Genomic DNA, 25,255 nt, shown 5'->3' with positions numbered 1-25,255 from the left:
GGATGTGCATGCCTACATTAATAGGTCAATTACAAGTAAATGTCAAGTAAATAACATGCCTACATTCAGGAACGCATGAAGCCGCCCAACTCGTTGATTCCAAAGGGAACTACAGGCCAAAAGGCCGCTGGGTGACCGAGGAACTTCGGGCTAGCAGGCCCTAGATCAACGCCCGCAATCGGCGCTGGGCGCGGTCGAGTCCGACGACCAGGCGATTCTCGATACTCTCCGCCTCCGTGATTCGATCGTCGAGCCATGCGGCATCCGTGTATCCGACTTGGGACATCTTCTGCATCATGACGCCGATGAGGGCGTTTTGATCCGTGATCAACCCATCCCAGAGGTCGACATCCGCCTGGGCGCCTTGTATTTCCACGTAGCTGGCCGTCATCGTTGTCTCCCGCGCGCTTGGCTGCATAGCGTAGCACTGCACACCCTCGGGAGGAGGGAAAAACGGCGGCTTGTGGCTGCGCTTGAGGAGGCCAACTTTCGTTGGCCTCCTCAAGGTCCGGTTGGCGAATCGGCAACCGCGACGATCGTCTAGACGATGTCGAAGCGGCCAAGGTTCATCACCTTGGTCCATGCCGCGACGAAGTCCTTCACGAACTTCTCCTGCGCGTCCGAACTGCCGTAGACCTCGGCCAGCGCGCGCAGCACTGAATTGGAGCCGATGGCCAGGTCCACGCGCGTCGCGCTGCCCTTGCGCTCGCCCGTCTTGCGTTCAACGCCCTCGTACAGGTTGTTCTCGCCGGGCACAGCCTTCCAGGTCGTGTTCAGGTCGAGCAGGCGCACGAAGAACTCGTTGGTCAGCGCGTGCTCCTTCTGGCCGAAGATGCCGTGCTTGGTGGCACCGACGTTGGCGCCCAGCGCGCGCATGCCGCCCACCAGCACCGTCATCTGGGGCGCGGTCAGGGTGAGCAGCTGCGCCTTGTCGATCAGCAGCGCATCGGCGGGAACGTTGAAGTCCTTCTTGAGGTAGTTGCGGAAGCCGTCGGCCACCGGCTCGAGCACCGCCATGGCCTGCACATCGGTCTGCTCCTGCGTCGCGTCCATGCGGCCCGGGGTGAAGGGCACCGTCACCTTGTGACCGGCGTTCTTGGCCCCCTGCTCGACGCCGGCACAGCCGGCCAGGACGATCAGGTCGGCCATCGACACCTTCTTGCCGCCCGATTGCGCCTTGTTGAACTCGCCCTGGATTCCTTCCAGCGTCTTGAGCACCTTGGCCAGCCTGGTCGGCTCGTTGACTTCCCAGTCCTTTTGAGGCGCGAGGCGGATGCGGCCGCCGTCGGAGCCGCCCCGCATGTCGGAGCCGCGGAAGGTAGAGGCCGAGGCCCAGGCGGTCAGCACCAGGTCGGACACCGACAGGCCCGAGGCCAGCACCTTGGTCTTGAGCGCCGCGATGTCCTTGTCGTCGACCAGGGGATGGTCGACCTTCGGAATCGGGTCTTGCCAGATCAGCGCCTCGGCGGGCACTTCCGGCCCGAGGTAGCGCGAGCGCGGGCCCATGTCGCGATGCGTCAGCTTGAACCAGGCACGCGCAAACGCGTCGGCAAGCTGCTCGGGGTGCTCGAGGAAGCGCCGCGAGATCTTTTCGTAGGCAGGGTCGAAGCGCAGTGAAAGATCGGTGGTCAGCATGGTGGGCACGCGCTTCTTCGACTTGTCGTGGGCATCCGGAATGTCCGCCGCAGCGCCCTTGGCCTGCCACTGTCCCGCGCCGGCCGGGCTCTTGACCGGTTCCCACTCGAACTTGAACAGGTTCTCGAAGAAGTGGTTGCTCCACTGCGTCGGCGTCTGCGACCACGTGACTTCCAGGCCGCTGCCGATCGCATCGCCGGCGATGCCGCTGGCGTGGGTGCTCTTCCAACCCATGCCCATCTCCTCCAGATCGGCCGCTTCCGGGGCCGAGCCGACGAGGTCTGCCGGGCCGGCGCCGTGGGTCTTGCCGAAGGTGTGGCCGCCGGCGATCAGGGCGACGGTTTCCTCGTCGTTCATCGCCATGCGGGCGAAGGTTTCGCGGATGTCCCTGGCCGCCGAGACCGGGTCCGCGTTGCCGTTCGGGCCTTCCGGGTTGACGTAGATCAGGCCCATCTGCACCGCGGCGAGCGGGTTTTCCAGGTCGCGGTCGCCGGTGTAGCGCTTGTCCTCCAGCCACGTCGTCTCTTTGCCCCAGTAGACGTCCTGGTCGGGCTCCCAGGTGTCCGGGCGGCCGCCGCCGAAGCCGAAGGTCTTGAAGCCCATCGATTCGAGGGCCACGTTGCCGGACAGGATCATCAGGTCGGCCCAGGAGATCTTGCGGCCGTACTTCCGCTTGATCGGCCACAGCAGTCGGCGCGCCTTGTCGAGGTTGACGTTGTCGGGCCAGCTGTTGAGCGGCGCAAAGCGCTGCTGGCCCCGGCCGCCGCCGCCACGCCCGTCGCCGGTCCGATAGGTACCGGCGCTGTGCCAGGCCATGCGGATGAACAGAGGGCCGTAGTGGCCGAAGTCCGCCGGCCACCAGTCCTGCGAGTCCGTCATCAGCGCACGCAGATCCTTCTTCAGCGCCTCGTAGTCGAGGCTCTTGAACTCCTTCGCGTAGTCGAAGTCCTCGCCCATCGGATCGGACTTGGAGGAATGTTGGTTTAGCAGGTCGACTCGCAACTGGTTGGGCCACCAGTCACGATTGACAGGGCCGCGGGTCACCGCATGGTGGAAGGGGCACTGGGCTTCCGCTTGTGTCTGGCTCATGGTGAATCTCCAGTTTTTTGATGAAGAACAACGCATTCTGGATGCCGCACGGACGAACAGGGCAAAGGCTTTGCCTATGACGTTCATAGGATTGTCACGTTGACGGACCGTGGTCGCAACAACGGGTTGTAACGAGTGAAGGCGGCTGCGAGGCAGATGCACCAGCCCCCTAGTGCGCCGCTTCGATCCGGGTCACGGTGAACTTGCCATCGAGCTTCTCGGCCCGGAACCGGACCTTCTCGCCGACCTGGGCCTTGTCGAGCAGGGTCTCGTCGGTCACGTGGAAAACCATGGTCATGCCCGGCATGTCGAGGTTCTTGAGGGTGCCGTGCTTGATCGTGAGCTTCTTGCCGGCCTTGTCGATCTTGCGAATCTCGCCTTCGGAGAGTTCCGATGCGTCGGCGGACTCGGCGGCCGCGCCGGCGGCGGCCTGAACGGGCGTGCCGGACTGGGCGCTGGCCGCCCCGGCGACCGTGAGTGCTGCAACGAATGCCGTGAAGGCGATGCGAATATGGATCATGGGATGTCCCTGAAGTGGATTGGAAGGTGGGAGAGAGCCGGACCGGATGTCCGGCGGATGGAGGGCGCGACTCACTTGCGCTCGGCCTTGCCGGCCGATCTGGCGACGCTCACGACGCCCTTCATGCCCATGTCGTAGTGGCCCGGCTGCAGGCACCCGAAGCCGACCTTGCCAGCCTTGGTGAACTGCCAGACGACCACGCCGGTCTTGCCTGCCGCGAGGGTCACCATGTTCGGATCGGCGTGCTCCATCTCCGGGTTCTTCTTCATGGCTTCGTAGTGTTCCTTGAGTTCCTGCTCGGTGCCGAGAACGAATTCGTGCTTCAGAACGCCGGAGTTCCTGATGACGAAGTGCACCGTCTCGCCCTGCTTGACGGTGATGTCGGCAGGCGTGAAACGCATGCCGTCCGTCATGTCGACATGGATCGTGCGGGTGGCCTTGGCGGCCACGCCGGGCTTGCCGATCGCCTGGTCGCCGTCACGGCCATGGCCGCCGGCATGGGTGCCCGACGCGGAAGCGGCCACGGCAGCCAAGGCGATCAGCGCGGCGAGGGAGGTGTTGCGGAGTGCTTGCTTCATAAGTGTCATTGCTTGTGAGGAGGGAGGAAAACAATCAGTGGCCGGCGTGGCCGACGGCAGGCTTGCGAATCTGGACTTCGATGTTCTTGGCGGGCATGTTCCTGGCGGGCATCGCGGCCGCGCCGGCGCCGCGTTGCCGCGGCGCCTCGGGCGGTGGGCTGCCCAGTTCGTAGGCGACCGTGCCCTTCGGATGCTTGAACCAGCCGGGGTTGGTGTAGTCGCCGGGCTTCTGGCCCTTGCGCACCTTCAGGACGCTGAACATGCCGCCCATCTCGACCGAGCCGAACGGGCCTTCGCCCGTCATCATTCGCGCGGTGTTGTCGGGGATCGGCATCTCCATCTCGGCCATGTCCGCCATGCCGCGCTCGCCCATGACCATGTAGTCGGGCACCAGGTCCGCGATCTGCCGGGTGATGTCCTTGTGGTCGACGCCGATCAGGGTGGGGACGTCGTGGCCCATGGCGTTCATGGTGTGATGGCTCTTGTGGCAGTGGAAGGCCCAGTCGCCCTCCTCGTCGGCCAGGAACTCGATCTGCCGCATCTGGCCGACCGCCACATCGGTCGTGACTTCGTACATGCGGGTGCTCTTCGGCGTGGGCCCGCCGTCCGTCCCGGTGACCAGGAACTCGTGCCCGTGCAGGTGCATTGGGTGATTCGTCATCGTGAGGTTGCCGATCCGGATGCGCACCTTGTCGTTGAGCCGGACGTTGAGCGAGTCGATGCCGGGGAAGATCCGGCTGTTCCAGGACCAGAGGTTGAAGTCCAGCATCGTCATGATCTTGGGCGTGGCGCTGCCGGGCTCCACGTCGTAGGCATTGAGCAGGAACACGAAGTCGCGGTCGACCTTGTCGATCAGCGGGTGCTCGCCCTTCGGATGCGTCACCCAGAAGCCCATCATTCCCATCGCCATCTGCACCATCTCGTCCGCATGCGGGTGGTACATGAAGGTGCCCGGGCGGCGCGCCACGAATTCGTAGACGAAGGTCTTGCCCGGCCGGATGGCCGGCTGGGTCAGGCCCGTGACGCCGTCCATGCCGTTGGGCAAACGCTGCCCGTGCCAGTGGATGCTGGTGTGCTCGGGCAGCTTGTTGGTCACGAAGACCCGGACCCGGTCGCCTTCCACGACTTCGATGGTCGGGCCCGGCGACTGGCCGTTGTAGCCCCACAGGTTGGCCTTGAAGCCGGGCGCCATTTCGCGCACCACGGGCTCGGCCACCAGGTGGAACTCCTTGACGCCGTTGTTCATGCGCCAGGGCAAGGTCCAGCCGTTGAGCGTGACCACCGGGTTGTACGGCCGTCCGCTCGGGGGCGCGAGCGGCGGCATGGTGTCTGGCGTCGTCTGGAGCACGGGCTCGGGCAAGGCGGCCATGGCCACCTTGCCGACGCTCGCGGCCGCGATGGCGCCCGTGATGGCGCCTGCCCCGCCGAGGAAGCTGCGTCTGTTTGTCATGTCGTTCATCGATCGATGTGTCGTTGGGTTCGGGTCGCGCTCAATGCGCGGCGCCGGAGGCGGAAGCAGCCCCGGCGCTGGCCATCGGTGCCCCGGCGGCGGTCGGCTTGCCGATGACCGAGGCGGCCAGGGCGGCGTCCGCGAGCCAGAACTGCTGCTGGGCGTTGATGGCGTTGATCACGCTCGTGATCTGGTCGCGCGCTTCGGCCAGCAGCTCGAAGACGCCGATCAGCATGCCGTTGTAGCGAAGGACGTTCTCGTCGGCCATGGCCTGGCGCAGCGGCACGATCTCGTCGCGGTAGTGCCGGGCGATGTCGTAGGCGGTGCGGTAGGCCGAGTAGCCCTCGCGCAGTTGCGAGGACGCGCCGCGCACGGTGGCGTCGTAGCGGTTGGCGGCGGCCAGGGACTGTGCATTCAGCGCATCGCGCTGTGCCGTTCCCCAGTCGAACAGCGGCAGCCGGATGTCGAGCTCGTAGCCGCGCCGGGTGCTCTTCGTGCCTTCCGCGTTGTTGTCGAACACGGTGTCGTGGCGGCCGCTGAGCTCCACGTCGGTGTAGGTCGACAGCAGGTTGATTCCTTGCGACTGGCCGGCGACGTCGAGCTGGGCGCGAGCGACCTGCACGTCGAGGCGCTGCTCGGTCGCGGTGGCCGCGACTTCCTTCGCGTCGCGCGGCGCTTTCGGCAGGTCGGGAAGCCGCTCGGGCAAGACGAGCCCGGCGGCCTGGGCATCGTCCAGCCCCAAGGCACGAACCAGCTCTTCGCGCGCCGCGGTGGCGGCGTGTTGCGCCGCGGCGAGCTGGGTGGTGGCGTCGGCATAGAAGACCTGCTGGCGTGCGCGCTGGAGCTTGCTGAAGTTGCCGACCAGCTGCATCCGGCGCGCGAGCTCGGCACTGGCCTGGGCCGACCGATGGACCTGTTCGGCGTACTGGCGCATCTGCTGCGCGGCGACGGCGCGGACCCAGGCCTGCTTGACCTGCGTGACCTGGTCGACCACGGTGCCGGTGAGCTGGACCTTGGCCTGGTTCGCCTGGCTCTTGGAAATCGTCAGCCGCTGCGGCAGCAGGATGAGATCCAGGAGTCCGAAGGACAGCAGGCGGCCCAGTTCGAGTTCGCTGTTCAGCGTCATGCGCTCGAACGTGAAGATCGGGTTGGGCATGCGACTGGTCTGGTTGGCCGCGGCGATGTCGGCCCAGCTCCGGGCGACCAGGGCCTGCACAGTCGGACTGTTGGCCAGCGCGACCTGGACCGCATCGTTCTGCGACAGCGGCCGGGACAGCAGTTCCTGCGTCAGCGCCGAGCGGCGGTCACGCTGCTCCTGGGTGCGGCTGAGCTCCAGCTTGCCCTGGGTGAAGGGCTGGGCGCGGGCGTTGGTTTCCTGCAAGGCGTCGTCGATGCTCACCGAGGCGCAGCCGGCAAGAAAGACGACCGCGGCAGCGACGGTCGTCAAGCGCAAGGCGCGCTTCATGGCGGGTCCTTCTTCGCCGGCGTCGCGGGCGTCCCGTGCATCGGCATCGCGTGGCCCGGCTGCGCGGCGGCCGCACCCTGGGGCGATCCGGTCTCGGCGGGGCGGGTGTCGTTCGACGCTTCCTTGGCATAGGCCTGCCACCCCCCGCGGCGGTGGACGGTGTCGTTGGCCTCCTTCCAGGGGATGGGTTTCTCATCGGCGAAGGACTGGTAGCCCTCGAACGCGGACTTGTAGCTCAGGGTCGGTGGCGCCGCGCTGGGGGCCGCGCCGGACGGCGCGGGCGCGGGTTGCGCCATGGCGGCCAGCGCCGCCATGGCGGGAAATACGGCCAGCCAACGGGCCGGCGATGAAGGGAACATGGAGTCCTCGCAAGTGCATGAACGGTGTGCGTCGGAGCCTCCCGGAAAGGGCAGGACGCAGGCGATGCATGAGCGTTCGCGCGGGCCCGTGACACCAAGGCCACAAGCGAGCGAACGCGTTAGGGCCTGTTCACCCCAATAGGGTGAACAGGCCCTAGGCGCGAGGAGGCTTGTCGAGAACGCGCGGCGCGAGCGTGGCCATGGTGACGGCCGGCTCCGCCAGATCGGCGTGGGGAAGGTCGTGGAACACGGCCAGCTGCAGGGTGCTGGTCAGCGCAGTGGCATGGCACGCGCCGCAGGTGCTGCACTTGTGCTGGGTGTCTTGCGCCGCGCTGGCGCTCTGGCCGCCGTCGTCGTTTGCGGGCGGCTTGGCTTCCTGGTGCGGGTGGCCATGGCCGTCACCGTGCGGATGCTGGGCATGGTCGTGCGCCACGGAAGGCTCGGCGGACGCCGCGGCCGTCGCACCGGCATGCCCCGGCCCGCAGTAGATCATGGCTGCCGCCGCGTACCCCTGGAAGGGCACGGCGATCATCATGATCCAAAGGACGAGCAGGCGAACCCGGTGCATGCCGCGCATTCTAATTGCTTCGGTGTCTGGGGCCTGTCGAGAAGCCGTGGTCGTCGGGTGACTTGTGCATGCCGGCACTCTAGGAAGCCAGTGCGGCATTCGCCGGACAGCCGGATTACAAAGAAGTAATCCTTGTGACCATGCGTGCGCCGTAACATCCGGCGATGCGAATCCTGGTCATCGAAGACGAACACAAGCTGGGCGACTACCTCGTCAAGGGACTCTCCGAAAGCGGCTTCACGGTCGACCTGGCGCGCACCGGCACCGAGGGGCGCAACCTGGCGCTCGACGGCGACTACCACCTGCTGGTGCTGGACGTGATGCTCCCGGGCATCGACGGCTTCGCGGTGCTGGATGCCGTGCGCAAGTCCAAGTCGATGCCGGTCCTGATGCTGACGGCTCGCGACGAGGTGGCCGACCGGGTGCGCGGACTGCAAAGCGGCGCGGACGACTACCTCGCGAAGCCCTTCGCCTTCTCGGAATTGCTCGCCCGAATCCAGGCACTCCTGCGGCGTGGAAAGCTGCACGAGGTGTCGAGCTACGTGCTCAAGGACCTGAGCCTCGACGTGATCTCGCGCAAGGCTTCGCGCCACGGGCAACGTCTCGATCTGACCGCCAAGGAGTTCGCGTTGCTGATCCTGCTGATGCGCCGCCAGGGCCATGTGCTGTCCCGCACGCAACTGGCCGAGCAGGTGTGGGACATGAACTTCGACAGCGACACCAATCTGGTGGAAGTCGCCATCCGGCGGCTGCGCGGCAAGATCGATGACCCCTTCGAGGAGAAGCTGCTGCACACCGTGCGCGGCATGGGGTACGTGCTGGAGAGCCGACAAGGCGGCTTGCCGTGAATGCGGGCTCCATTCAGGCGGCGCTGTCGCGCTGGTTCGCGGTCCAGGCGCTGCTCGGATTGAGCCTCGTCTGTGCGGCGATCTACGCCGTGACCGCCTGGAGCTTCCAGTTGAAGCAGGCCAGCGAGTTCGAACGGCAGTCCGAACTGATCCGGCATCTGATCGAGGAGTCCCGCAGCGAGACGGGCCGGGACGGCCTGCGTCACAAGCTGGACGATTTCTTTCTGACGCACTCGGAGATCAGCCTCGTGCTGCGCCAAGGCAGCGAGATCGTCTACGCGACCACGCCCAGCCGCGCCTCGGCGCGCTGGCTGTGGATGCCCACCGAGGAGCAGAAGATCCATTCCGGCGATGCCGTGATGCATCTGCGACTGGGCATCGATGTCCAGGACGACGCCCGGTTGCTGGCCCGGCTCGCCTGGACCTTGCTGGGCGCGGTCGTCCTCGGTTCCATGCTCATCGCCTTGACCGGCGCGATGCTGGTGCGCCGGGGGCTGAAGCCCTTGAAGCGCCTGGTGGAACAGACGGCGGCCACCGGCCCCGCACATCCGGGCCGGCGCATCGACCCATCGCCCTACGCCTCGGAAATCGCGCCCTGGGTGGCGCAGTTCAACGCGGTGCTCGATCGGGCCGAACAAGCCTATCAGCAACTCGAGGCATTCAACGCCGATGTGGCGCACGAACTGCGCACGCCTCTGGCCAATCTGATCGGGATGGTGGAGGTCGAGCTGGCCCGACCGAGATCGGCCGACGAACTGCGGGAAGCGCTGCTGTCGGCGCTGGAAGAGGCGCGGCGCGTCTCCGCGATCGTGACCGACATGCTCTTCCTCACCCAGGCGGACCAAGGCGCGCTCGCCCGCCGTCTGGCGCCGGTCAGTCTCGCCGAGCAGGTGCGCACCGTGCTGGATTTTCACGAGGCCACGCTCGAAGTCGCGGGACTGCGGGTGCATGTCGCCGGCGACGCGCAGGTCGGCATCGACACCGGGCTGGTGCGCCGGGCGCTCTCGAACCTGCTGAGCAATGCGAGCCGGTATGCGACGCCCGGCTCCACGATCGCGGTGGCGATCGACGCGCAGCCGGGCAGCGTCTGGGTCAGGGTTGCCAACCGGGGGCAGCCGGTCGCGGCCAATGAGCTGCCCCATCTTTTCAAGCGCTTCTTCCGGGCGGAGCGGTCTCGCACCGACTCGTTCGAGCACCACGGGCTCGGCCTGGCCATCGTGGCGGCGATCGCGCGGATGCATGGCGGCCAGACGCGAGCCACATCGCGATCGGGGGTCACCGAGATCGGTTTCTCCGTGGCGATGCGCGAAGGCTGACATGACGCGACTGTCATCTGGCTGTACGGGAATCCGCGGATCCGCAACCTAGAGTGGTTGAACCGAAAGCGACAAGCCCCTGGTGCTTGTCTCGGCCGGCAACAACGCCACTCTATTTGTCAAAGGATCGAAGATGAACATCTCCCGCAAGAACTCCCTGCTGCTGACCCTCCTGCTCGGCGCGATCGCAGGTCCCGCCTCGGCCGGCAACTATGCGGAGGGCGATCCCCGGCCCGCGCCGCTGTCCTCCGCCACGAGCCGCAATGCCGTGGCGGCCGACACCCGGGGCTGGCTGCAGAACGCACCGGACCGAGGGTATCCCGAGGGCCATCCGCGCGCCGCGGCGAGCGTCTCCACCAACAGCCGGGCGATGGTCCAGGCCGACACCCTGATCTGGATGCGTTCGGGACTGGCCGCCGCACAGAACGGCGAAGCCGGCGCCGACATGTCCACGCCCGCGTCCAGGCAAGCCGCCGCCGAGTACGCGCGCCTGCGCAGCGGCGCGGAGGTCGGCACGCGCGCCGACCGCATCACGCGATAGGGGGACGCGGCGATGTCGCCGATTCGGCGGCCTCTCCGGCGGCGGCGGCGCGGGGCGAGTCGATGTCGCGCTTCGTCAGCTTGCCGTCCACGGTCGCGCCGCAATCCATCCGCAACTGCTGGTAGTCGATGTTGCCGGTGACATGCGCATTCGCCTGCAGTTCGACGAAGTGGTCGGCGAACACGTCGCCGACGATCGTTCCGTTGACGACCACGTCGTAGCCATGCACGTTGCCGGTGATCGAGCCTCGGTTGCTCAGCACGAGCAGTGTCTGGCTGCCGGTCTTTCCGCTGATGTTGCCCTGCACGTGGCCATCCAAGCGCAGACCCTCGCTGAATTCAAGGTTGCCGATGAGGCGCACATCGTGCGCAACCAGGGTCGCGAACTTCGCTTGACGGATTCCCGCCGATTTCTTCTTGCCGAACATGGACGATTTCTGATTGAGGTGGAATGGGATGCCGCATCGCTCCTGGCGGGCCGCCAGAGCGGGATCGATGACTCAAGGTCGCGTCGCGCGTTGCCCGCGCAAGAAGCGGAGTTCCGTGCCAAGCCGGCTGACTTCCGCAGCGGACTCATCGGCGGCTTTCTGCGTGGCGGCGCGCGCGGCTTCTTCCTGCGCCAGCGCCAGCCGAGTGCGCGCCAATTCCGCCTGGACAAGCGCTTCCGAGGGCGTCGCAACACACGGTCCGATCGGCGCTGCTTCGCGCTGCCCGTGCCACTTCGACACCGCCGCGCCGGCCGCGAGGCATGCCGCGCACACGATGGTCCACGTCCCTACCCTGGCGGCAATGGATCGAACGGGCCGCAGCGCATAGGCTCGCGTGGCGAGGCGGCTCGAAGCGCGAAAACCGCGCGGATCAGCCATTGGAATTTGCAGCGAACAGCGTCAGGTAGTTGGCCGGATCGATGGGTTCGCCGTTCTCCAGCACCTCGAAATGCAGGTGCGGTCCGGTGGAGCGGCCGGTCGATCCGACGTCGGCGATGTGCTGTCGCGGCATCACCAGATCGCCCTCGCGCGCGACCAGGCGCGATGCGTGCGCGTAACGGGTGACCAGCCGGTTGCCATGATCGATCTCGACCACATTGCCGTAGCCGGGTTTCTGTCCGGCGAAGCTCACGCGGCCGCCAGCCGTGGCGAGAATCGGCGTTCCGGTCTGTGCGGCGAGATCGACGCCCGAATGAAAACTCAGACGACGGTCGAACGGATCGATGCGATTCCCGAAGGGCGAGCCAAAACGGGCGCCATCGACCGGCGAGCGCCCCGGAAGCGAGGCCCAGGCGACCGTGTGCGTGACGGCCTCCTGTTCGAGCCGAACCAGCGCGTCGGCAATGCATTCGACCAGGCGGCGCGTACGGCCGACTTCGGCCTGAGCCGGCGCTGCCGTCGCGTCGGCGCAATGCCGTGGCGGCAAGGCCGGCCCGCCTTCGCCATCGCGCGCGGCATGGTCTGTGGCGGTGTTAGACGGGCGCAGCGAAGCCTTCGGCGCCTTGAGACGCGCTTGCAGTCCGCGCAGTTCGCCGACATGCGCCGCCAGACGGGAAAGCCGAGGCTCCATCTGTGCGACCGATGCGTTCAGCTTGCCCAGTTCGTCCACCACATAGGCGCGCGCGGCGCCATGGGCGGCCTGATCGCCTGCGGCTTCGCGCTCGGCCCAATGTGCGCCGATGGCGGCACCCAGTGCGAGTGCGACGGCCGAAGCCGCTGCTGCAGCAGCAATGGCGATCGTCACTGCCGCACGACGCGTGACGAAACGGATCGAACCGTTGCTGAGATGACGGCCTGTGCCGAACAAGAATAGGGGGCGTATTCGCATGGAGACAATTTCGAAGATCCCGGGCCATCGCAGCGCCACGCGCGAATCGACCACGGAGGTGGTCGTGCGCGGGCGCGCGAAGGCTCTTGATCTCTGAGTGGAGAACGAGGCGCGCAGCCGCTTCGGCCACGCTGGAGAGGTCCGGTTGCGCCACTTCCATGCGCATTCCGGCGACTCAAGACTCAAGCACTTGGCCGACGGGACAATCCTTGGGGGGCAGGATTCCGAACGCGCAGGCGCTGCAGTTGCTTGACGTTGGCCATTGTCCCTGCTGGCCTCGATGCGTCATATGGGAAAGATCTGAAAGCATCGGACTTGCATCCGACTTCCCGGGGTGATTGGGCGTAGGCGGACTGAAGGGCCTCCTTCAGGCGCAGCACCGAGCCAGCGGCGATGGCCGCGTCGCGTGTTCGACGGGAGGCGTCACCGTCCGCGGAGTGCGACGCCTTTGCGCTGGGTCAGCGCTAGCATAACGTCGGCCGAACCACTCAATCCGTAGGTTCTACGGTAGACGTTCCGTACACCCGCTCCATCTCCACCCAGCGCCGATCGAGCTGCGCCTTGTAGTACCCGGCCGTGGTGCGCGGATCGGAGTGCCCCAGATTGGCTTGCAGCACGTCCGGGGGCACCCCCACCTCGGCCGCCCGCGTGGCATGGGTGTGGCGCAGCCAGTGCGTGGAGGCGGCCTGGGCGTCGCGCCGCTGGGCCAAGGGCAGGCCACTGTGGCGCAGCGCCCGAGCCACGAACCGTTTAAAAGTCTCGTGCAGCGACGGATAGGTCAACACCCCCGGGGACGTGGTCGACGCGAGCAGCGGCGTGTCGTCCGCCGCGCTCTCGAAATCCACCCCCCGTGTTTGGAAGTACGCATTGGTCGCGGCCAGCGCCGCCGAGGACACTGGCACCGCCCGGTTGCGCGCCCCCCTTGCCGTGCACCCGCAGCCACCACACGGAATTACGCCGCTTGAGGTGGCCGCGCTGCGCGGCGAGCAACTCGGCTGCGCGCAGGCCTGTCGCCTCCGCGAAGGTCAGGATCCAGCGCATGCGCGCCGCCGAGGTTTCATTCTTCCCGCGCTCGAGCTGCGCGCGCAGCGCGGCCCACACGGCGGGCGGGAAGGCGCGCGAAGATTCGCCGATGTCGCGGTCCGTGTTGCGCTCATCCCCCACGCGCCGGCGCACGAGCGCCCAGGGGTTGGTGACGAGATACCCGGCCTCCACCAGCCAGTTAAACAGCGAGTGCACGATGCCGATGGCCTGGCGCTGGCTGGTCACCGACAACGCCCCGCTGAAAGGCGCCCAGCCCGGCCGCCAGAGCAGTCTGCATGGATGAAGAGAGGCTTCCCACAGACTTGAGAAGCGTCGGTTCCTAAACTGAGCTCTTCGATTGCCTTCAGCCTTTGGGGAGAAGCCTTGACAGCAAGCACACGCGTTCTCGCGCGCCAAGTCATCGACGACCACCGTGTCGATGGGGAGATGATTGCCACGGCCCTGATGCGGCTGATTCAGGGCCAACACGGGGATCAGTTGGCGAGAGCCGACGTCGATGAAGCAGAGGTTTCTCGCAGCGGCGCATCGGCGAAGCTGCACAACTACCCAGGCCGCGGCTTCAGGCACATGACGGACGCAGCCTGGCACAACCTGCCTCGCGGGCGCAGAGGGTTCTGGCAGGAGATCGCGCGCGAATCCGACCACGCACCTCATCAAGTCAGGGTGGCTTTGACCCAAGACTCCAACCTGGTGCCCATCTACCTCGTGGACGTGGGACGCTCCGATCCCCCGTCCAGAGGCGCAGCCTCTCGGCCACCTCGCGCTTAAGACGCCTGGTCGCAGCCAATGCGCCGACAGCCGTCGTGGTTGTTCAGCCCCTTGTGCCGTGATCCCTGCACGCGATGGCGCTCACAAATCCCTTTGAAGTCACCACAGTTCCACAGGAGCTCGTCTGCGAATTCTTCGCTGTCTTTATGCGTTTCGAATACGCCATGAAGGCCACCGGGTTCAGGCAGATGAACCCAGATCGACAGGCGGGACCGGCATGGCAGATGCTGTGCGAGAAGGCTGTCTACTGGCTGGACGTGCCGCCGGAAAGCGAGTTGGCGAAGGCGATTGGGCTTCTCATCTCCCCCCCCCCCCGAAAGTCGAAAACTACCTTCGCGGGTGGGAGCATCGACCGTTGAAGGGAAAGAGCAAGTTCGCAAAGGCGCTCGATGCGGCGATCCGCGTGCGCAAGAACCTCTTCCACGACGGCAAGCACGACGAGGAGGCTGCGCCTGGTCGGGACGCGCAGCTCGTCCGCGCGGCGCTGTGTTTGATCAGCGCCGTTGTCGATCAAGAGAACGGCGACCTGAAGCAAGCATTCAACGTCGGGTAGGGACGGATCGCTTGCGTGTGCGGCCAGAGCGTGGAGATCGCCTCGGCGTCGAGCCGTTCGGCCGTAGACCGCCGCTGTTTAGCAACGCGCGGGCGGTGAACCGTTGGAGGTCTCGTGTGTTGGCCCACACCCAAGACCTTTCCCATGAGGTTGAGAGACGGAGCCTGCAGACGTCGAGAAGACAGGCCGAAACAATCGAGCCACCAAGCCGGCAGCGAAGAAGTCATGTCATCAAGTTCACTCCCCCGAAACAAGTCGATCTCATCGGCGCACGCCTTCGCCACCGTTTGCGACCAGTTCAGTCGGTGCCTGATGGCGCCCGCGACGCCCGGACCGACCGTCAACGACGGACACCTCGACCACCCGGCGCGCCCGCTTGTACAACTACCCCGGCGAGGGCTTTCATCACATGAACCGAGCCGCGAAGCGCGAAACAGGGGCTGCAAGTGATGTGGTGGATGTATGGCCAGGGCGCTTCACAAAGCGGGCCGCATCAAGTCCGCATCGCGGTCATTCGGGAATCTTCGATCGCGCCCCGACGCAAAGCGCTTGAACCCGCCTCAGGTAGCCACCGCGCCATAGACATCACGCACTAGGCGGAGGCTGCCTGACTCTCCTGGTCAGTTGCTTACCCATCCGTACATCGCAGTCTCGGGCGCGCGCGCCCACCTTGTAAGCAAGAACAGAACATGAAAGGAGCTTCCACATGACACCATCCCCCGGCGAAAACATTCACAGGCACAGCTCACGGCAGATTACCCACGACCCGCAACCAGTTCATTCGCGGCGACGTGGGGCGCCAATCGTGTCCGACTCGAGGCTTCCACATATCAAGGGCTCCGTCTTCGCAGCCATAGCACGCGTTGCAAAAAAACATGGCGCTGTCAATCTGTCGCAAGGGTATCCAGATTTCGAGCCAGATCCGCGACTGCTAAACGCACTTTCCGAGGCAGTCCAGAGCAACTACAACCAATATGAACTCCCGGAGGGGTCCGAGCCACTGCGCCAGTCAATTGCGCACATGTTTGCCGACCTTTATGGTCTCAGACTCTCTGCGGCAGAAGTCACGATCACAGCAGGTGCTACTCAGGCCATCTCGGCCACTGTAAGCAGTCTCACTCATCCTGGCGACGAAGTCATCTATTTCTCGCCTGCATTCGAGTCGTATGCGCCAGCAATTCTGCTCTCCGGCGCAACACCAGTTTGCGTAGAACTAAAGGCCCCGGGATTCGAAATTGACTGGGACGCAGTTGAGAAACAGGTGACGACTCGGACGCGGATGATCATTGTGAACAGTCCGCACAACCCCTCAGGCCGTTGCTGGACGTCCGACGATGTGAATCGAATCGCCGAACTGGCGGAAAGGTACAACCTGCTGGTTTTGAGCGACGAGGTCTACCACAACATCGCGTTCGATCAACAGCACATTACGGCAATTTCGGATGTACGGCTTCGAGAGCGCGCAGTAATCGTTGGCTCACTGGGAAAGACAATGCACGTGACCGGATGGCGCATCGGATACGCCATAGCCGCTGCACCGCTCACCAACGAACTGCGCAAGATTCTGCAGTTCAACACATATGCAGCGCCGACCCCCCTTCAGCAAGCGATGGCAGTCGTGCTTGACAACGTGACGTATCGCGGCCTGTCACATTTCTTTCGTCAAAAGCGCGACAGATTTCTTCAAGGACTAAGTGACTCTCGCTTTAAGTACATCTCAACGGCGGGTACCTACTTTCAGTTGCTCGATTACTCGGATATATCTGCGCTTCCAGATGACGAATTTTGTCGACATCTCATCGAAACGTACGGCGTTGCAGCAATGCCGCTGTCGGGATTTGGATCGCAATACGCGCAATCGAAGCTTCTGCGGTTCTGTTTTGCAAAAAAGGACGAGACCTTAATCGCCGCCACTTCCATTCTCCGCGAGATCTAAAGACCATGAACGTACTCGAATTCCGCCTGCAGAGTAGAAATTCTCAAGCTATGAGGCTGGCCGCAAAGGCGCTCACTATTGCAGGATGGACTGGCAGGAATCCGGCAGCCGTGCAACGGCACATCGACGAACTCAAAATCCTCGGCGTTTCGCCTCCGAAACAGATCCCGACGTTATATCGCGTCGCCCGCAATTTGCTCACGACAGATTCAGTGATCGAAACTGTTGGAAAGAATGCAAGTGGTGAAGCAGAGTTCTGTATCTTTAATTTTAATGGACACCTGTACGTCGCCGTAGGCTCAGACCACACGGACCGGGCACTGGAGGCGCATGACGTGGCACTCGCAAAACAGGTGTGTGCAAAGCCGATGAGTCGCGATTGCTGGTTTTTCGACGAAGTCGAGTCGCATTGGGATCAGTTGATCCTGCGCAGCTTTGCCACAAAGGGCGGCGTCAGGCGGCTGTATCAGGAAGGACCTGTATCCGGGTTGCTTCACCCACGAGAGTTGTTCCTAAAAATTGCGAGCCCATTCGATCATGGACATGTCCTATTTGGCGGGACAGTGCCAGTAGAGGGTCTTGTGAGTGGTGCGGACGCTTTTCGCGTTGAATTGCATGATCCAGTGCTCAATCGCACCCTTGTCTGTGAATATGAAACGATAGTTCTTTAATGGGAAATCTTCTATGTTGAAACCACATCTCGAATTCGTCTCGCTTGACTTGAATCGGGGCTGGAGTGTGCCTCCTGGCTATCCGACCGGAATCGAAGAAAAGATTCTGTGCGGGGCACTTTCGGCCGAAACAGGGTCTGGCAGCAGAACTCGATTGCTCCGTTTTGCGCCTGGCGTTTACACCACCGCTCCATTTGTGCACGAGTATTGGGAAGAGGTCTACCTCGTGCAGGGGGATCTCACGGTTGGCAGTGATGCCAACGGAAAGGGGGGGACATCATTTGGACCAAACACTTATGCGTGCCGTCCCCCTGGCGCATTTCACGGTCCATTCAAGTCAGAGAACGGCTGCATGCTTCTCGAAATTCATTACTACGCCAAGCAGCATGCCGCTGCGGCAGCACCCTATGGGAATTCTTGTGAACGCGAGTGATGAGCGGCGACTTCGTCTGGCTCAATGGACAGCATTCTGGCTCACTATCGTGGCCTACATGGTGTCATTCTTTCACCGTGTCGCTCCCGCTGCACTGTCGATTGAACTACAAGAAGCGTTCTCTGCGACCAGTACGCAGTTGGGGTCCATTACGGCGGTGTTCTTTTTTGTAATGATGGCCATGCAGATTCCAGCCGGCGTGATTGCCGATACGCTGGGACCCCGACGGCTATTGGTAGCTGGGTGCGTGGTTGCCGCGGCCGGCGCCTTCATCTTCGCGAGTGCACATACCGTCGCCATGGCATGCATTGGCCGTGGCTTCATCGGTCTCGGAGCTGCAGTTCCTTTCGTCGCACTGCTTCGACTAAATGCGTCGTGGTTTTCAGCAAAGAAATTTGCGACTTTGAGCGGTCTCACCCTGCTATGTGGCAACCTCGGTTCGATATTGTCCACCACACCATTGCAGCTGATGTCGGAGGTAGTGAGTTGGCGTCTCATTATCAACGGAATCGGCGTACTAACCTTGCTCGCTGGCGCGCTCATCGGAATCTATGTCCGCGACAGGCCATCTGATCTTGGGCTCAAGCATCCTGACGAGCCCTCTAGCACCCCAGCACATTTGACGCGTCAGTCGTGGGTTCGGCAACTATCGGATGTCGCAACGAATCCGCGCACATGGCCATGCTTCTGGGTGGGCTTTGGAATCTGTGGGACGTTCTTTACCTTCACGAGTCTCTGGGCCGTACCTTATCTTGTGAGATTCATAGGTTTTACCCAGAGTGAGGCGACCACGCATGTGCTGCTCATGATTCTGTGCCATTCAGTCGCGGCACTGATTCTTGGAAGGGCGTCTGACCGTCTAGGCAACCGAAAAGGGCTCCTTCTGATTCTGGCGTTTGTCTACCTAGTATCGTGGATTCCAATGTTCGGGCCTATGAACGCATTCCCGGGAGCAAGCTATGTTGTCTTTGCGATTCAAGGCATCGCATCTGCGAGCTACACCCTGATCTGGGCGATTGCGAAAGAAGTGAATGCGCCCGCTTCCGCGGGAATGGCCATCGGTGTCACCAACACCAGCATGTTCATGGCGGCGGCCATCTTCCAGCCCTTGATAGGAGCGCTAGTTGACCGATTCGACGTAAGTGGATTGACGTATGCCATAGGACTTCTCACAGCGGTTTCCGCCGTGGGTTTGTTCGCGGGCCTGTGTTTGATTGAAACTCGTGGCCAAAATATCTACATTCCCAAGGCGGCATGAAAAGATGCTTTATTCCTTCTATAACATTGACTCAGTCGGCACAAGCCTGAGAGCGGAGCTCCGGCCGGCACATCGCGCGTATCTTGCGAAATTTGCGGACCAGTTCGCGTTCGCGGGACCGTTGCTCGCCGAGGATGGGGTAACTCCTATAGGCAGTCTGCTGGTACTTGATTTTTGTTCCTCGCGAGAGGCCAGAGCCTTCATCGAGGCGGAGCCTTATACCGTTGCCGGCCTCTATTCGAGTGTCAGCATCCGGCCGTTTGTCAATCTGTGGGAGCAGCGAAAGGGATTTCCAGAAGCTTGTTGACTGGGAATGCAGTCAACGATCAATAGTCCTCCCTGAACAATCCCGTTTTCAGGCGACCGCCACATGATCGAAGCCGGTCGATACGCGAAGCGCGACGCACAGGGACGCAGCGTGGATGCGAAGCGGACGCGAAGAAGCCGCAGCTTCGCGAGGCGCGCGAGCGCCGTCATGGCCGCACCGCCGCCGCCGTGCGGCCCCGGGCCTGCTCGCGCATCGCGAAGACCCACACGATGATCCGCGCCACCTGCGCGTAGAGTTCCGGCGGCACCGGGTGGTCGACCGGAAGATCGCGGAAGATGCGCCGCGCCAGCGGCGGGTTCTGCACGACCGGGATCCGGTGGCGGGCGGCGATCTCGCGCATTGCCGCTGCGAGCTGGCCAGCCCCCTTCGCCAGCAACTGCGGCGATGCCATCCGGCCGTGATCGTATTTGAGGGCGACCGCGAGGTGGGTCGGATTGGTGATGAGCACGTCCGCGTTGCGCATCTGGCGCAGCGCCAGGCTGCGCTTGAACGCCTCGCGGCGCAGCTCGCGCATCCGGGCCCGGATGCGCGGATCGCCTTCGCGCTGCTTGATCTCGTCCTTGAGCTCGCGCTGGCTCATCCGCATCTTCTTGCCGAACGTGTGCCGGGTGTACATCAGGTCGACCAGGGCGATAAGGCCGAGCACCAGCGCCATTTTGAGTCCCAGGCCGGCAAGGTCGTCGAGCAGGATGCGCACATGCCCCATGGGCGACAGCGACGCGAGCGCGTAGAACTGGCCTGTCATCGCCTTGAGGGCCAGGACCGCGACCAGCGCAAGCAGACCCAGCTTGAGCAGGGCGCGCGCGGCGTCGAACAGGACGCGCATCGAGAACAGCCGCTTGAGGCCGTTGACCGGATTGATCCGGTCGAAGTCGGGCTTCACAGGATGCAGCGACAGGATGGGCCCGGTCTGCATCATGTTGCCGATCACGGCGGCCACCATGATCGTGGCGAAGAAAGGCGCGAGAAGTTCGAGACCCGTTCGCAGAGCGCGGTCGATCAGCGGCCAGATCGAACCCGAGGCTTCCATGCGCCCAGCCTGGATCAGCAATGCCTGGTCGAAACGGAACTGCGCGATGACCGCCCCCAGCCCGCGCCAGGTGAGATAGACGACCGCCACGGCGAACACGAGCGCCGCCACGACATCCGTGCTCTTGGCCGTCTGCCCGCGTTCGCGCGCGCGCTGCAGCTTGTACGGCGTGGCCGCCTGGTTGCGATCGAGATCCTGGTCGGCCATCAGCGCCCCTGCTCCGCCGCGGCGAAGACCGCGCCCCAGGTCGAAGTGATGCTGGCATAGACCCTCGTCATGGCGCCGCCGATGCCGCCAAACCAGAGCGACAGGGCCACCAGGCCGACGAGCAGCTTGACCGGCATGCCCATCATGAACATGTTCATTTGCGGCAGGTTGCGGGCGAGGACGCCCAGCGTGAACTCGACCAGCAGGATGCAGAACGCGACCGGCGCCGCCAGCGCGAAGCCCAGGCTGAACAGCCCCGCGGTCTGCGCCAGCAGCGGTGCCGCCGCATGCGCTGGTGACCAGGGGTCGCCCACCGGGAACCGTTCGACGCTGTAGCTGATGCCACGCAGCAGCGCGTGATGTCCGTTGACCAGGAAGAACACCAGCACGCCCAGGTATTCGAAGGCCGAAGTCAGGATCGGGACGGGCCGCTGGGTCACGGGGTCGATGATCTGCGCCAAGCCGAAGCCCAGCTGGACATCGAGCAGCTGGCCGGCAACGGAGAACGCGCCGAAGGCCAGCAGGATGCCCAGGCCCAATGTGGCGCCGAGCGCGACTTCGGCGATGGCTTCGATGACGAAGTCGCTCCAACCCGACCAGGTGACCCCGGGCGCGGGCAGCCCCGATGCCAGCGCGACAGACAGCCCGAGGATCAGCAGCATCCGAACCGAAGACGGGAGGGCGGTCGCGTAGAGCACCGGTGTCATCAGGAAAATGGCGGCAACGCGCAGCGAGAGCAGGCCGATGAAGGCGATGTGACCGGCGCTGGAGCCGGGCAACGCAACGGCGGACAGCGACGCCGTCGACGCAAAGGCATCCATTCGCAGCGGGCCTCAGAACATCGCGGGGATGCTGCCCCAAAGCTGGACCGTGAACTGGGTCAGCTTGCGCAACATCCAGGGGCCTGCCAGTATCAACACCACGGCCGCGGCAAGGAGCTTTGGAACGAAGGTGAGGGACATCTCCTGGACCTGGGTCACCACCTGCAGAATGCTGATCGCCACGCCGACCAGCATCGTGAGGCCCAACAGGGGAAGACATACCAACAGGCCGGTCCAGAACAGGTCCGACATCATCTTCAACGCAAGATCCGCGTGCATTTGCTCCCTGGGGATTGTTGTTTGTGGTTTCGTCGACGGAACCGGGTCCCTGGAACCCTGCGCCGAGCCAAGTTCTGTGTGACAGCAGAGCGGCGGATTCTCCCGATGCCGCGTTTCGCGGTCCATGGGAAGATTCCGAAAAACGCGGTGCATTGACCTGAGATGGATCAACGAAATGCGAAGCACCGCCCCCTTCCACTGCGACGACATCCCCCGTTGTCGAAGGCAGCTAAAATCAGCCCTCATGCCCCGCTGGCTCGTCACTGCTGTTATTGCGCTCGTGCTGTGTTGCTTCGGCTTCGCCGCCGCCGCCCAGAGCGCATCGGGCATGCTTCAGCACGGCTCTGCGCAGGGGCAGGGACAGGATCTGCTGGCGGCCGCGGGCGCACCGGCCGACACCGGGGACGAAACCCCCGGCCACGACGAACAGCGTCACGACTGCAGCGAAATCCTGATCGGCGGCCCAGGGCCGTTCGTCCCGCTGGCAGTGTCGCAGTTGGCGCCGCAACCGCCATCGGCGTTGAGGGCATCGCCCTTTCTCGAACATCCCAAGCGGCCACCCCGCGGCCAGGCCTTCACGCTCTAGGCCCGCTGCACGCGGGGGCCCTGCCCCCCGTTGCCAGCACCCTGCAGCACGACGTTTCGCACGTCACGCTGCGACTCCCTCGGGCGGCGCTTGGCCGCCCCTGATCACAAGAAAGAATCATCGATGCGTCTCACCACCAAAGGCCGCTTCGCAGTCACCGCCATGATCGACGTGGCACTGAACGGGCGCACCGGCCCGGTCAACCTGTCCTCCATCCACCAGCGTCAGCGCATTTCGCTGTCTTATCTGGAGCAGCTGTTCGGCAAGCTGCGACGCCAAAAGCTGGTCGAATCGACACGCGGGCCGGGCGGGGGCTATTCGCTCGCCCGAAAGGCCTCGGACATCAGCGTGGCCGAGATCATCCTGTCGATAGACGACGAGGCCGAGCTGAAGGCCCGCCCTCAGCGCCCCGATGCGCCGGGCGCCGTGCACCGCTGCACCACCGACGAACTGTGGGATTCGGTGAATCGCCGTGCGGTCGAATTCCTGGAGTCGATCACGCTGCAAAGCCTGGTCGACGAGCAGATCAGCAAGGGCGTGAGGGTGGCCCGCAAGGCCGGCGTGCCGGTGCTGCCCGGTCGCGTGAAGCCACCGCCGGTCAATGCGCCGAACTCGGTGTTCGCGATGGGGGCGCTGCTGGCCAAGCGCTGACCCCGCCGCCGCCGTGTTCAGGTGCCGGCGGCGAACTTCGCGAGCGCGATCAAGCCGACCACCAGCAGCAGCACGAGCACCAGCGCGATGGCGATCATCGGCACCGCGCCTGCCTGGTCGACCCGCTCGTCGGCGTCGGCCCGGCGGCCGCCCAGGCCGATGAGGCCCCAGAGAACGGCACGCAGGTAGCGAAGAAAATTGGACATGGCAGCCTCACGAGAATGCCATCCAATGTGACGCCGAAACGCTGCCGGGTAAAGAATCAGTTCGCCCCGATTCGACCGTCGCAGATGGCGGCGCCGGGGCTTTGTTGACGCCGTCGTCGCGAGGCCGCGTCGGCCAGCCGCGCGTGAACGGCCAGGCACTCCCGCTCGGGTTCGACGCCCGGCGATGGGATACCCTGTGCGCCCTGCCCGCTTCATGAACGCCGCCCGCCCCGACCCCGATGCCCTGCTCGCGCAACTGCGCGCGGAGGACGGGCGCGCGCGGCGCGGTAGGCTGCGCATCTACTTCGGCGCCAGCGCGGGCGTCGGCAAGACCTGGGCGATGCTGAGCGCGGCGCAGCGCGAGCACGCGGCCGGGCGCGACCTGGTGATCGGCCTGGTCGAGACGCATGGCCGCAGCGAGACCGCGGCGCTGCTGGCCGGCCTCGAGGCGCTGCCCCTGCGCGAGCTGCCCCACCGCGGCCGCACGCTGCTGGAGTTCGACCTCGACGCCGCGCTGGCGCGCCGACCGGCCGTGCTGCTGGTCGACGAGCTCGCCCACACCAACGCCCCGGGCTCGCGCCACGCCAAGCGCTGGCAGGACGTGCAGGAACTGCTGGCTGCCGGCATCGAGGTCTGGTCGGCGCTCAACGTGCAGCACCTCGAAAGCCTCAACGGCACGGTCGGCGCGATCACCGGCGTGCGCGTGCACGAGACCGTGCCCGACTCCGTGCTCGACGAGGCCGACGAGGTGGTGATGGTCGACGTCACGCCCGACGAACTGACGGCGCGGCTGGCGGCCGGCAAGGTCTACCTTCCGCAGCAGGCCGAGCGCGCGGCGCGCAACTTCTTTCGCAAGGGCAACCTGATCGCGCTGCGCGAGATCGTCGAGGTGGCGCGCGCCGACAGCTCGCGACGCCTCGCGCAGCTTCGTCCCACCGCGCGGAGCGACGGCGAGCCGCCCGAAGAGTCCGACCCGCCGCAGGTGCGCTGGCCGGGCTACGCCTGGGCGGCGGCCGTCGGCTTCGCGATCACCCTCGTGGCCACGCCGTTGGCGAGCGTGCTGGAACTCACCAACATCGTGATGCTGTTCCTGCTCGGCGTGGTCGGCGTGGCGATGCGCTTCGGCCGCGGCCCGGCGGCCTTCGCCGCGTTGCTCAACGTGGCCGCCTTCGACTTCTTCTTCGTCACGCCGCGCCTGTCGTTCGCGGTGAGCGATGTGCAGTACCTCGTGACCTTCGCCGTGATGCTCGGCGTCGGCCTGCTGGTGGGCCAGCTCACGGCCGGACTGCGTTTCGCGGCCGGCGTGTCGACCCGCCGCGAGCGGCGWGCGCAGTCGCTGTTCGAGCTCACGCGCGAACTCTCGGCCGCGCTCGAAAGCGCGCAGGTCGCTGCCCTCGGCGCGGCGGCGGTGCGGGGCCATTTCGGCGGCAAGGCGCTGGTGCTGGCGGCGGACGCCAATGACCGGCTGGTCATGCCCGCCGCGCCCGCGCCGCCGGGCTTCGACCCCAGCGTGGCCGACTGGAGCTTCCGCCAGGGCCAGCCGGCCGGACTCGCCACCGCCACGCTGGCGGCGCAGCCCTGGCACTACGTGCCGCTGAAGGCGCCGATGCGGGTGCGCGGCGTGCTCGCGCTGGAGCCCGCGCACGCGCGCTGGCTGCGGATCCCCGAAGAGGCGCAGCAGCTCGACACGCTGGCGCGRCAGATCGCCATCGCGCTGGAGCGGGTGCACTACGTCGAGGTGGCGCAGCGGGCGGTGGTCGAGATGGAGTCCGAGCGCCTGCGCAATGCGCTGCTGGGCGCGATCTCGCATGAYGTGCGCACGCCGCTGACGGCGTTGATYGCACTGGCCGAATCGCTGCCCGCACTGCCCGAGGGCGCAGCCGGGGCGCATGCGGTGGCGCGCGCGATCGTCGCGCAGGCGCACCAGCTCCATGCGCTGGTCAGCAACCTGCTGGACATGGCGCGGCTCGAGAGCGGCATCGCGGGCGGCGCCGTGAATCTGCGGCGCGACTGGCAGTCGGTCGAGGAAGTGGTCGGTTCGGCCATCCGTGCGGCGCGGCCCGCACTCGGGGACCTGCAGGTGCGGACTTCGCTGCCGCCCGACCYGCCGCTGGTCGAGTTCGACGCGGTGCTGATCGAGCGCGTGCTGGTCAACCTGCTCGAGAACGCCGCCAAGTACGGGGCGGCGCCGATCGTGGTCGGCGCGCGCGTCACGCCGAGGAGCCTGGTGCTCACGGTGCGCGACCACGGCCCCGGCCTGCCGAACGCCATGCGGGGCCACGAGCAGCAGCTGTTCGACAA

General features: G+C 65.1%; 30 protein-coding genes. 14 read left to right on the top strand and 16 right to left on the bottom strand.

Going from position 1 to position 25,255, the window contains the following annotated elements; translation table 11 throughout:
• Nucleotides 1-160 precede the first annotated feature (160 nt).
• The 8 genes from AC1DYK_RS33325 to AC1DYK_RS33290 all read right to left on the bottom strand — a co-directional run bounded on the left by AC1DYK_RS33325 (nucleotide 161) and on the right by AC1DYK_RS33290 (nucleotide 7,664).
• The gene (locus AC1DYK_RS33325) at nucleotides 161-391 is read right to left on the bottom strand and encodes a hypothetical protein (RefSeq protein ID WP_478158373.1); all 231 of its coding nucleotides are present in this window, start codon (nucleotides 389-391) and stop codon (nucleotides 161-163) included.
• Between the two features lie 149 nt (nucleotides 392-540).
• Nucleotides 541-2,724: a catalase/peroxidase HPI gene (katG, locus tag AC1DYK_RS33320; RefSeq protein WP_478170192.1), complete on the bottom strand. Its 2,184-nt coding sequence runs from the start codon at nucleotides 2,722-2,724 to the stop codon at nucleotides 541-543.
• 169 nt (nucleotides 2,725-2,893) lie between these two features.
• Complete coding sequence (locus tag AC1DYK_RS33315) at nucleotides 2,894-3,244, bottom strand: copper-binding protein (protein ID WP_478170191.1); 351 nt, start codon at nucleotides 3,242-3,244, stop codon at nucleotides 2,894-2,896.
• Nucleotides 3,245-3,315: 71 nt separating this feature from the next.
• Nucleotides 3,316-3,822, bottom strand: a complete 507-nt coding sequence (locus AC1DYK_RS33310; protein ID WP_478170190.1) for a cupredoxin domain-containing protein — start codon at nucleotides 3,820-3,822, stop codon at nucleotides 3,316-3,318.
• Between the two features lie 34 nt (nucleotides 3,823-3,856).
• Nucleotides 3,857-5,272: a multicopper oxidase family protein gene (locus AC1DYK_RS33305; protein ID WP_478170189.1), complete on the bottom strand. Its 1,416-nt coding sequence runs from the start codon at nucleotides 5,270-5,272 to the stop codon at nucleotides 3,857-3,859.
• A 40-nt stretch (nucleotides 5,273-5,312) separates the two neighbouring features.
• Nucleotides 5,313-6,737: a TolC family protein gene (locus AC1DYK_RS33300; RefSeq protein ID WP_478170188.1), complete on the bottom strand. Its 1,425-nt coding sequence runs from the start codon at nucleotides 6,735-6,737 to the stop codon at nucleotides 5,313-5,315.
• On the bottom strand, nucleotides 6,734-7,096 hold the full coding sequence (locus AC1DYK_RS33295; protein WP_478170187.1) for a hypothetical protein: 363 nt from the start codon (nucleotides 7,094-7,096) through the stop codon (nucleotides 6,734-6,736). Before AC1DYK_RS33295 ends, AC1DYK_RS33300 begins: the two co-directional genes overlap by 4 nt.
• A gap of 154 nt (nucleotides 7,097-7,250) precedes the next feature.
• The gene (locus AC1DYK_RS33290; protein WP_478170186.1) at nucleotides 7,251-7,664 is read right to left on the bottom strand and encodes a hypothetical protein; all 414 of its coding nucleotides are present in this window, start codon (nucleotides 7,662-7,664) and stop codon (nucleotides 7,251-7,253) included.
• A 164-nt stretch (nucleotides 7,665-7,828) separates the two neighbouring features.
• On the opposite strand from AC1DYK_RS33290, the gene AC1DYK_RS33285 reads away from it, so the two are divergent.
• The 3 genes from AC1DYK_RS33285 to AC1DYK_RS33275 all read left to right on the top strand — a co-directional run bounded on the left by AC1DYK_RS33285 (nucleotide 7,829) and on the right by AC1DYK_RS33275 (nucleotide 10,369).
• Nucleotides 7,829-8,512: a heavy metal response regulator transcription factor gene (locus AC1DYK_RS33285; RefSeq protein WP_478170185.1), complete on the top strand. Its 684-nt coding sequence runs from the start codon at nucleotides 7,829-7,831 to the stop codon at nucleotides 8,510-8,512.
• A complete protein-coding gene (locus AC1DYK_RS33280) occupies nucleotides 8,509-9,828 on the top strand; it encodes a heavy metal sensor histidine kinase (RefSeq protein WP_478170184.1) in 1,320 nt (439 codons plus the stop codon). Before AC1DYK_RS33285 ends, AC1DYK_RS33280 begins: the two co-directional genes overlap by 4 nt.
• A gap of 133 nt (nucleotides 9,829-9,961) precedes the next feature.
• A complete protein-coding gene (locus AC1DYK_RS33275; RefSeq protein WP_478170183.1) occupies nucleotides 9,962-10,369 on the top strand; it encodes a hypothetical protein in 408 nt (135 codons plus the stop codon).
• Here AC1DYK_RS33275 and AC1DYK_RS33270 read toward each other — a convergent pair.
• The 4 genes from AC1DYK_RS33270 to AC1DYK_RS33255 all read right to left on the bottom strand — a co-directional run bounded on the left by AC1DYK_RS33270 (nucleotide 10,359) and on the right by AC1DYK_RS33255 (nucleotide 13,079).
• The gene (locus AC1DYK_RS33270) at nucleotides 10,359-10,796 is read right to left on the bottom strand and encodes a bactofilin family protein (RefSeq protein WP_478170182.1); all 438 of its coding nucleotides are present in this window, start codon (nucleotides 10,794-10,796) and stop codon (nucleotides 10,359-10,361) included. The genes AC1DYK_RS33275 and AC1DYK_RS33270 overlap by 11 nt on opposite strands.
• Nucleotides 10,797-10,868: 72 nt before the next feature.
• A complete protein-coding gene (locus tag AC1DYK_RS33265) occupies nucleotides 10,869-11,234 on the bottom strand; it encodes a hypothetical protein (protein ID WP_478170181.1) in 366 nt (121 codons plus the stop codon).
• Nucleotides 11,227-12,183: a M23 family metallopeptidase gene (locus AC1DYK_RS33260; protein WP_478170193.1), complete on the bottom strand. Its 957-nt coding sequence runs from the start codon at nucleotides 12,181-12,183 to the stop codon at nucleotides 11,227-11,229. Before AC1DYK_RS33260 ends, AC1DYK_RS33265 begins: the two co-directional genes overlap by 8 nt.
• A 488-nt stretch (nucleotides 12,184-12,671) precedes the next feature.
• Nucleotides 12,672-13,079 (bottom strand): site-specific integrase, encoded by a 408-nt coding sequence (locus AC1DYK_RS33255; RefSeq protein ID WP_478170180.1) that lies wholly within the window; start codon nucleotides 13,077-13,079, stop codon nucleotides 12,672-12,674.
• Nucleotides 13,080-13,222: 143 nt separating this feature from the next.
• Here AC1DYK_RS33255 and AC1DYK_RS33250 point away from each other — a divergent pair, with 143 nt between their 5' ends.
• The 8 genes from AC1DYK_RS33250 to AC1DYK_RS33215 all read left to right on the top strand — a co-directional run bounded on the left by AC1DYK_RS33250 (nucleotide 13,223) and on the right by AC1DYK_RS33215 (nucleotide 19,153).
• Nucleotides 13,223-13,510 carry a hypothetical protein gene (locus AC1DYK_RS33250; RefSeq protein WP_478170179.1) on the top strand — a complete coding sequence of 96 codons (288 nt, stop codon included), beginning with the start codon at nucleotides 13,223-13,225 and terminating at the stop codon, nucleotides 13,508-13,510.
• A 559-nt stretch (nucleotides 13,511-14,069) separates the two neighbouring features.
• Nucleotides 14,070-14,354 carry a hypothetical protein gene (locus tag AC1DYK_RS33245; RefSeq protein WP_478170178.1) on the top strand — a complete coding sequence of 95 codons (285 nt, stop codon included), beginning with the start codon at nucleotides 14,070-14,072 and terminating at the stop codon, nucleotides 14,352-14,354.
• Nucleotides 14,351-14,548, top strand: coding sequence for a hypothetical protein (locus tag AC1DYK_RS33240; protein WP_478170177.1), 198 nt, complete (start codon nucleotides 14,351-14,353; stop codon nucleotides 14,546-14,548). Before AC1DYK_RS33245 ends, AC1DYK_RS33240 begins: the two co-directional genes overlap by 4 nt.
• Before the next feature lie 706 nt (nucleotides 14,549-15,254).
• Complete coding sequence (locus AC1DYK_RS33235; RefSeq protein WP_478170176.1) at nucleotides 15,255-16,484, top strand: methionine aminotransferase; 1,230 nt, start codon at nucleotides 15,255-15,257, stop codon at nucleotides 16,482-16,484.
• A 5-nt stretch (nucleotides 16,485-16,489) separates the two neighbouring features.
• Nucleotides 16,490-17,155: a DUF2848 domain-containing protein gene (locus tag AC1DYK_RS33230; RefSeq protein ID WP_478170175.1), complete on the top strand. Its 666-nt coding sequence runs from the start codon at nucleotides 16,490-16,492 to the stop codon at nucleotides 17,153-17,155.
• Nucleotides 17,156-17,168: 13 nt separating this feature from the next.
• A complete protein-coding gene (locus AC1DYK_RS33225; RefSeq protein ID WP_478170174.1) occupies nucleotides 17,169-17,588 on the top strand; it encodes a cupin domain-containing protein in 420 nt (139 codons plus the stop codon).
• A complete protein-coding gene (locus tag AC1DYK_RS33220; protein ID WP_478170173.1) occupies nucleotides 17,542-18,846 on the top strand; it encodes an MFS transporter in 1,305 nt (434 codons plus the stop codon). Before AC1DYK_RS33225 ends, AC1DYK_RS33220 begins: the two co-directional genes overlap by 47 nt.
• 4 nt (nucleotides 18,847-18,850) lie before the next feature.
• On the top strand, nucleotides 18,851-19,153 hold the full coding sequence (locus AC1DYK_RS33215; RefSeq protein ID WP_478170172.1) for a YciI family protein: 303 nt from the start codon (nucleotides 18,851-18,853) through the stop codon (nucleotides 19,151-19,153).
• Between the two features lie 166 nt (nucleotides 19,154-19,319).
• Here AC1DYK_RS33215 and AC1DYK_RS33210 read toward each other — a convergent pair whose 3' ends face one another.
• The 3 genes from AC1DYK_RS33210 to AC1DYK_RS33200 are packed head-to-tail and all read right to left on the bottom strand — an operon-like array spanning nucleotide 19,320 to nucleotide 21,637.
• Entirely contained in the window at nucleotides 19,320-20,411 is a 1,092-nt protein-coding gene (locus tag AC1DYK_RS33210; protein WP_478170171.1) for an EscU/YscU/HrcU family type III secretion system export apparatus switch protein, read from the bottom strand.
• Nucleotides 20,411-21,232, bottom strand: a complete 822-nt coding sequence (locus AC1DYK_RS33205) for a flagellar biosynthetic protein FliR (protein ID WP_478170170.1) — start codon at nucleotides 21,230-21,232, stop codon at nucleotides 20,411-20,413. The genes AC1DYK_RS33210 and AC1DYK_RS33205 overlap by 1 nt, the downstream gene beginning before the upstream one ends.
• Before the next feature lie 12 nt (nucleotides 21,233-21,244).
• The gene (locus tag AC1DYK_RS33200) at nucleotides 21,245-21,637 is read right to left on the bottom strand and encodes a flagellar biosynthetic protein FliQ (RefSeq protein ID WP_478170169.1); all 393 of its coding nucleotides are present in this window, start codon (nucleotides 21,635-21,637) and stop codon (nucleotides 21,245-21,247) included.
• A gap of 118 nt (nucleotides 21,638-21,755) precedes the next feature.
• Here AC1DYK_RS33200 and AC1DYK_RS33195 point away from each other — a divergent pair, with 118 nt between their 5' ends.
• Together AC1DYK_RS33195 and AC1DYK_RS33190 are read left to right on the top strand one after the other, a co-directional pair.
• The gene (locus AC1DYK_RS33195) at nucleotides 21,756-22,097 is read left to right on the top strand and encodes a hypothetical protein (RefSeq protein ID WP_478170168.1); all 342 of its coding nucleotides are present in this window, start codon (nucleotides 21,756-21,758) and stop codon (nucleotides 22,095-22,097) included.
• 123 nt (nucleotides 22,098-22,220) lie between these two features.
• Nucleotides 22,221-22,748 carry an Rrf2 family transcriptional regulator gene (locus AC1DYK_RS33190; RefSeq protein ID WP_478088731.1) on the top strand — a complete coding sequence of 176 codons (528 nt, stop codon included), beginning with the start codon at nucleotides 22,221-22,223 and terminating at the stop codon, nucleotides 22,746-22,748.
• A 17-nt stretch (nucleotides 22,749-22,765) separates the two neighbouring features.
• Here AC1DYK_RS33190 and AC1DYK_RS33185 read toward each other — a convergent pair whose 3' ends face one another.
• Nucleotides 22,766-22,954: a DUF2970 domain-containing protein gene (locus AC1DYK_RS33185; RefSeq protein WP_478170167.1), complete on the bottom strand. Its 189-nt coding sequence runs from the start codon at nucleotides 22,952-22,954 to the stop codon at nucleotides 22,766-22,768.
• Nucleotides 22,955-23,168: 214 nt separating this feature from the next.
• Between AC1DYK_RS33185 and AC1DYK_RS33180 the strand changes: the two genes are divergently transcribed.
• Nucleotides 23,169-25,255, top strand: a 2,087-nt coding sequence (locus tag AC1DYK_RS33180; RefSeq protein ID WP_478170166.1) for a DUF4118 domain-containing protein, incomplete at its 3' end; no start/stop codon positions are given.

This window comes from Variovorax sp. P2_H12 (assembly GCF_056403395.1).
The sequence above is the reverse complement of the archived record's forward strand: the minus strand, read 5'-3'. Positions and strand labels throughout refer to the sequence as shown.

Coding starts and splice junctions, on each gene's coding strand:
- AC1DYK_RS33325 (WP_478158373.1), bottom strand. CDS start 391: ATGACGGCCAGCTACGTGGAAATACAAGGCGCCCAGGCGGATGTCGAC.
- katG (WP_478170192.1), bottom strand. CDS start 2,724: ATGAGCCAGACACAAGCGGAAGCCCAGTGCCCCTTCCACCATGCGGTG.
- AC1DYK_RS33315 (WP_478170191.1), bottom strand. CDS start 3,244: ATGATCCATATTCGCATCGCCTTCACGGCATTCGTTGCAGCACTCACG.
- AC1DYK_RS33310 (WP_478170190.1), bottom strand. CDS start 3,822: ATGAAGCAAGCACTCCGCAACACCTCCCTCGCCGCGCTGATCGCCTTG.
- AC1DYK_RS33305 (WP_478170189.1), bottom strand. CDS start 5,272: ATGACAAACAGACGCAGCTTCCTCGGCGGGGCAGGCGCCATCACGGGC.
- AC1DYK_RS33300 (WP_478170188.1), bottom strand. CDS start 6,737: ATGAAGCGCGCCTTGCGCTTGACGACCGTCGCTGCCGCGGTCGTCTTT.
- AC1DYK_RS33295 (WP_478170187.1), bottom strand. CDS start 7,096: ATGTTCCCTTCATCGCCGGCCCGTTGGCTGGCCGTATTTCCCGCCATG.
- AC1DYK_RS33290 (WP_478170186.1), bottom strand. CDS start 7,664: ATGCACCGGGTTCGCCTGCTCGTCCTTTGGATCATGATGATCGCCGTG.
- AC1DYK_RS33285 (WP_478170185.1), top strand. CDS start 7,829: ATGCGAATCCTGGTCATCGAAGACGAACACAAGCTGGGCGACTACCTC.
- AC1DYK_RS33275 (WP_478170183.1), top strand. CDS start 9,962: ATGAACATCTCCCGCAAGAACTCCCTGCTGCTGACCCTCCTGCTCGGC.
- AC1DYK_RS33270 (WP_478170182.1), bottom strand. CDS start 10,796: ATGTTCGGCAAGAAGAAATCGGCGGGAATCCGTCAAGCGAAGTTCGCG.
- AC1DYK_RS33265 (WP_478170181.1), bottom strand. CDS start 11,234: ATGGCTGATCCGCGCGGTTTTCGCGCTTCGAGCCGCCTCGCCACGCGA.
- AC1DYK_RS33260 (WP_478170193.1), bottom strand. CDS start 12,183: ATGCGAATACGCCCCCTATTCTTGTTCGGCACAGGCCGTCATCTCAGC.
- AC1DYK_RS33250 (WP_478170179.1), top strand. CDS start 13,223: ATGCGCGCCGCCGAGGTTTCATTCTTCCCGCGCTCGAGCTGCGCGCGC.
- AC1DYK_RS33245 (WP_478170178.1), top strand. CDS start 14,070: ATGGCGCTCACAAATCCCTTTGAAGTCACCACAGTTCCACAGGAGCTC.
- AC1DYK_RS33235 (WP_478170176.1), top strand. CDS start 15,255: ATGACACCATCCCCCGGCGAAAACATTCACAGGCACAGCTCACGGCAG.
- AC1DYK_RS33230 (WP_478170175.1), top strand. CDS start 16,490: ATGAACGTACTCGAATTCCGCCTGCAGAGTAGAAATTCTCAAGCTATG.
- AC1DYK_RS33225 (WP_478170174.1), top strand. CDS start 17,169: ATGTTGAAACCACATCTCGAATTCGTCTCGCTTGACTTGAATCGGGGC.
- AC1DYK_RS33220 (WP_478170173.1), top strand. CDS start 17,542: ATGCCGCTGCGGCAGCACCCTATGGGAATTCTTGTGAACGCGAGTGAT.
- AC1DYK_RS33215 (WP_478170172.1), top strand. CDS start 18,851: ATGCTTTATTCCTTCTATAACATTGACTCAGTCGGCACAAGCCTGAGA.
- AC1DYK_RS33210 (WP_478170171.1), bottom strand. CDS start 20,411: ATGGCCGACCAGGATCTCGATCGCAACCAGGCGGCCACGCCGTACAAG.
- AC1DYK_RS33205 (WP_478170170.1), bottom strand. CDS start 21,232: ATGGATGCCTTTGCGTCGACGGCGTCGCTGTCCGCCGTTGCGTTGCCC.
- AC1DYK_RS33200 (WP_478170169.1), bottom strand. CDS start 21,637: ATGGACCGCGAAACGCGGCATCGGGAGAATCCGCCGCTCTGCTGTCAC.
- AC1DYK_RS33195 (WP_478170168.1), top strand. CDS start 21,756: ATGCCCCGCTGGCTCGTCACTGCTGTTATTGCGCTCGTGCTGTGTTGC.
- AC1DYK_RS33190 (WP_478088731.1), top strand. CDS start 22,221: ATGCGTCTCACCACCAAAGGCCGCTTCGCAGTCACCGCCATGATCGAC.
- AC1DYK_RS33185 (WP_478170167.1), bottom strand. CDS start 22,954: ATGTCCAATTTTCTTCGCTACCTGCGTGCCGTTCTCTGGGGCCTCATC.